Annotated in this window: 5 protein-coding genes and 2 pseudogenes; 2 read left to right on the top strand and 5 right to left on the bottom strand. The window is 57.8% G+C overall.

Annotated features, from left to right (window positions below):
- Nucleotides 1–202 (top strand): integrase core domain-containing protein (locus O8B93_RS27745; RefSeq protein WP_269713091.1); only part of this gene is annotated, 202 nt, incomplete at its 5' end.
- Here the strand turns inward: O8B93_RS27745 and O8B93_RS27740 are convergent.
- Nucleotides 189–989, bottom strand: coding sequence for a hypothetical protein (locus O8B93_RS27740; protein ID WP_269713090.1), 801 nt, complete (start codon nt 987–989; stop codon nt 189–191). The genes O8B93_RS27745 and O8B93_RS27740 overlap by 14 nt on opposite strands.
- A 435-nt stretch (nt 990–1,424) precedes the next feature.
- On the opposite strand from O8B93_RS27740, the gene O8B93_RS27735 reads away from it, so the two are divergent.
- Entirely contained in the window at nt 1,425–1,697 is a 273-nt protein-coding gene (locus O8B93_RS27735; protein WP_269713089.1) for a CRISPR-associated endonuclease Cas2, read from the top strand.
- A 138-nt stretch (nt 1,698–1,835) separates the two neighbouring features.
- Here the strand turns inward: O8B93_RS27735 and O8B93_RS27730 are convergent.
- From O8B93_RS27730 to O8B93_RS27715, 4 genes and pseudogenes are all read right to left on the bottom strand, one after another.
- Nucleotides 1,836–2,387: pseudogene (locus O8B93_RS27730) on the bottom strand (JAB domain-containing protein); the annotation flags it as partial.
- 13 nt (nt 2,388–2,400) lie between these two features.
- On the bottom strand, nt 2,401–3,234 hold the full coding sequence (gene map, locus O8B93_RS27725; RefSeq protein ID WP_269713092.1) for a type I methionyl aminopeptidase: 834 nt from the start codon (nt 3,232–3,234) through the stop codon (nt 2,401–2,403).
- 31 nt (nt 3,235–3,265) lie between these two features.
- A complete protein-coding gene (sfsA, locus tag O8B93_RS27720; RefSeq protein WP_269713088.1) occupies nt 3,266–3,985 on the bottom strand; it encodes a DNA/RNA nuclease SfsA in 720 nt (239 codons plus the stop codon).
- A gap of 179 nt (nt 3,986–4,164) precedes the next feature.
- Nucleotides 4,165–4,362, bottom strand: a pseudogene (locus O8B93_RS27715) (IS110 family transposase); the annotation flags it as partial.

The raw sequence follows: 4,362 nt of genomic DNA, 5'->3' as shown, positions 1-4,362 counted from the left end.
GGCCAGTCCGCAGTCGAACGGAATGTCAGAAGCTTTCGTCAAAACCCTGAAGCGAGATTACGTCCGCATCTCGGCACTACCGGACGCCGAAACGGCGCTCCGTCTCATCGACGGATGGATCGAGGACTACAATGAAATCCATCCCCATTCCGCTCTCAAGATGGCTTCCCCTCGGCAGTTCATCAGGGCTAAATCAATCTAGCCGACATGTCCGGCGAAACGGGGGGCACTCCATCCTTCCAGCGTTCGCCGGCAAGCCAGTTGGCAGGTTCGGCTATCCATTTCTTGTCTGTGCCGTATTGTGCGTAATGCTGGGCCCATGAACGTGCTGCCGGGATGACGAAGTCTGCCTTTGCGGCGACTTTATCCCATGCGGCCCGCGCCTTCTTGAGCCCGTGCTTGCGCGGCCAGATTTTCCAGAACTCATCAAATCCATCTCCCTCCGCACCATCCGCGTCGGTGGCCGCTAGGCCGTCCGAAAGCGGCGCCGAAGGCGGGGCGGAGAACATATTCCCACTTACCCGTACCTCGGTCTGTAGACCGGGTCCGGTAAATGGGTCTTCGTTCGGGATTTTATGAACGCTATCGCCCGTAGTGTTCTGGTTTTCCCGAACGCTTGTGTTCTGGTTTTCCCGAACGCTAATCTCGTCATTCGTAGTGTTCGGGATTTTATGAACACTAGAACCGTGCACCCAAACGGGCACGTATCGTGAGGCGCGACGGCCAACGCCAACGTCAGCCGTTATATAGCCCCAGGCCTCAAGATCTTTGAGGGCGGAATGGACGTCACCGGTGTATAAACCGATACCGTCAGGGTCGCGTTCTTTCAGCTGTGCAACGATGTGCCGGACGCTGGCCAGTGCGTCACCGTATTTGCGGTGATACCAATCGAGCAGGAAGCCATACACGGCGAGGTGCTTGCGCTTCATTCTGCGATCGAGGGGGGCAGTTGTAGCCAGCCTGAACTTGTTTTCCAGGCTATCATCCATGGGCAGCCTCCAGTGCTTCAACGGCAAGCGCAGTCAAACGTTCTGCGAGGGGCTTGGAAAATGTTGCCGTGCGGCGTGAGCCTGCCTGGGGGGCAAACAAAAAGTGAGCGCCATCGGGCTGCCTAATCAAGCGCAAGCCATATAGCCGGACATGCTCGTTGAGCTCGACGTCGACGAAGGCGATGCAGTCTTTTGCACCGCGCTCCCTGGTAGGGTGGCAGTATAGAACTTTCATTTCTTTCCTTTCGGCGCACTGATGCGCGCCCGCCAGCGATGACCGGCAGGTTGTTATGGGTGTGCTCTAGTGGCTGTCACGGGAGGCACATTGGAAAAACGCACCCACACTCTGTGATATTTTCTGTGAGTATGTAGTGGTTGCAATTGCAATTGCATTAGCGTCTTGTCATGTATAGTTCTCAACCAATAGGAGAAATCATGACGCCTTATCTCGTTACCTATGATCTGAACAAAAACAAGGACTACCAGACGCTCTACGATGAACTCGAGAAGCTAAACGGTCATCGAACTATGCTTTCGGTTTGGCTCGTTCCTTCCAGCAAGAATGCTATGGACTTTAAGAAACATCTACTCAGCTTCATGGACGATGATGACAGTGTTTGGGTAACAGAGGTGACAAAGAACCATGCGTTTTCCAACGCTAAGAACGGTACAAATGCTTGGCTAAAGAAATACCCGCCTCAGCGTTAGCCGTTGCTTGCCAAGTTGTGACTGGATTCGTGAAGTTCTGCGTGAATGGAGCTGTCACACTCGAGTGTTCATCAAGGTTAAGGGACCATATCACCAAAAAAGCGAAGGACGCGCTTTAACTAAATCAATAGCTTATGACAGGATGCGGAACTGCTCGCGCGTCTCGTGCGCCATGGCGGCATGGCAATAGTCGATCACCGACGACCAGGAACTCAAGACCTGCTTGTTGCGGATTTCGCTTTTCAGCATGCGCTGGGAAACGGAGGCGACGAGCTTCAGATCCAGCGCCACGGCCTCGCCCACGCCCTTCACCTCCTGCAACAGCGGCAAGGGCGCGCCGAGCACGCCGCCGAGCGTTCCGAACCTTGCAAGAAGGGCCTTGGCAATGGGTTTGGTGTCGCGCCTCGGGATCAGCCGGAACAGCAGAAGCTCCAGCAACTCATAATCCGCAAGCGCCGCATCGCCGCCATCGCGGTAACGTGTCCGCAGGCGGTCCCGGTGGCCGTGATAGTGAGCGGCATCCGCTTCCTGTTCCGCAACGGTTGCGGCCCGCTCGGTTTTCTTCGGCGCGCTTCGCGGTTCGGCAAAAAAGCCGCGCTCATCCGCCCCGTCGAACAGATCGCCTTTGCCCGCCTCAAAGCCTGACGTCATGGAAAGATCGGCGGAAGGCGGGGCAGGGCGTTTTGCCATAGGCGGTCTGGCCTTATGCGAGCGGCGGCAGGCCCGGACGATCGAAGCCGCCCGGCGACAGCGTGAAGATTTCGCAGCCGGTGGCGGTGACGCCGACGGCATGTTCATATTGGGCGGAGAGGGAGCGGTCGCGCGTGACGGCCGTCCAGCCGTCGGAGAGAACCTTGACATGCGGCTTGCCGAGATTGATCATCGGCTCGATGGTAAAGATCATGCCCTCGCGGATTTCCGGGCCTTCGTCGGGGTGGCCATAATGCAGGATGTTGGGCGTATCGTGGAACAGGCGTCCGACGCCGTGGCCGCAGAAATCGCGCACCACCGTGCAGCGTTCCGCTTCCGCATAGGCCTGGATTGCCGCGCCGATCGCGCCGGTGCGCGCGCCGGGCTTCACCGCCGCAATGCCGCGCATCAGGCATTCATAGGTCACTTCCATCAGGCGTTCGGCGGCGCGTTTGATCTGGCCGACCGGGTACATGCGGCTTGAATCGCCATGCCAGCCGTCAAGCACATAGGTCACGTCAATATTGACGATATCGCCGTCGCGCAGCGGCTTTTCGTCGGGAATGCCGTGGCAGACGACGTGGTTGATCGAGGTGCAGACGGATTTCGTGTAACCGCGATAATTCAGCGTCGCCGGCAGCGCGCCATGGTCGGCGCCGAATTCGAAGACGAAGCGGTCGATGGCGTCGGTCGTTACACCCGGCTTGACGATCGCCGCCAGTTCATCGAGGCAACGCGCCGTCAGCTGACACGCCTTGCGCATGCCATCGAAATCCTCGAGCGTATAAAGGCGGATGACGCCTGTGTTCTTGAGGGGGGCGGAGGCTGCGTCGATATAGGTGACCATCATAGTGCTTTCTGTGTCTTTACGTCCCTGTTCATAAAACAGCCGGACGCCATTCGTCCATCTTAACCGTTCCGCTGACCGAAATTTGTGTCGGCGAGACCGTGCATTTCACCGCATAGGCCTCCACACCGCGCGCCATCGCCCGCTGGAACGCCAATGCATAGACGGGATCGAGATCGTCGCAGATACGCATCCGCTCGCAATCATCGCGCTGGATGAGATAGAGCATCACCGAGCGATAACCAGCTTCCGCCGCGTCACCCAGTTCCTCCAGATGTTTCGCGCCGCGTTTTGTGGCGGTATCGGGGAATTCGGCGAGACCCTTTTCGCGCATGAAATGCACGTTCTTCACTTCCACATAGACATCGGGCCTGCCGGGTTCCGATAGCAGGAAATCGATGCGGGAATTACGGCCGTATTTCTGTTCGCGGCGGATTGTCGAATAGCCGGCAAGTTCTGGAATACGGCCGTTCAGGATCGCTTCTTCCGTCAGCCGGTTCGGCATGCCGGTATTGATGCCGACCACGGTGCCATCGGCCTCGACCATTTCAAACATGTGCCGGTATTTGCGGGTCGGGCTGTCATGTTCGGAGAGCCAGATGCGGGAGCCCGGCGTCGTCAGTCCGCGCATGGAGCCGGTATTGGGGCAGGAGCCGGTGATCGCGGTGCCGTCGTCCAGGACGGCATCGAAGAGGAAGCGCTTGTAGCGGGAAATCAGCGTGGCGGGAATAAGCGGGGCTGTGAAGAACATGGGGCCTTGAGGGTGTGATCGCGTGTTTGTGGAGCCGTGTTTTTATACCCTCATCCCTGTGCTTGTCACAGGGATCCAGCCAGCCCAAGTCCTTGGGCTGAGGGGAGTCTTTTCGCCGCGCAGACGCGCGTCGACTGGATTCCTGTGACAGGCACAGGAATGAGCGACTGTCTTTGATGTCAAGCGTTTTGCCATGGTTTGTTGTCTCTGATGATGGCGTTTAGGATTGTCAGGAGCTTTCGCATGGTTGCGACGACGGCGACTATTTTAGGCTTTCCTGCCTGAACGAGGCGATCACGAAAGATTTTGAGGGTCGGGTTATGCCTGATGGCGACGAGAGCTGCCATGAACAGCACCGCCCGGAACAGCACCGCCCG

The organism is Martinezella rhizogenes (assembly GCF_027460065.1).
Taxonomy (GTDB): Bacteria; Pseudomonadota; Alphaproteobacteria; order Rhizobiales; family Rhizobiaceae; genus Agrobacterium; species Agrobacterium rhizogenes_C.
The sequence above is the reverse complement of the archived record's forward strand: the minus strand, read 5'-3'. Positions and strand labels throughout refer to the sequence as shown.

Bases quoted from the DNA above. Each gene is read 5' to 3' on its own strand.
- sfsA (WP_269713088.1), bottom strand. From the start codon at position 3,985: ATGTTCTTCACAGCCCCGCTTATTCCCGCCACGCTGATTTCCCGCTAC.
- O8B93_RS27740 (WP_269713090.1), bottom strand. From the start codon at position 989: ATGGATGATAGCCTGGAAAACAAGTTCAGGCTGGCTACAACTGCCCCC.
- O8B93_RS27735 (WP_269713089.1), top strand. From the start codon at position 1,425: ATGACGCCTTATCTCGTTACCTATGATCTGAACAAAAACAAGGACTAC.
- map (WP_269713092.1), bottom strand. From the start codon at position 3,234: ATGGTCACCTATATCGACGCAGCCTCCGCCCCCCTCAAGAACACAGGC.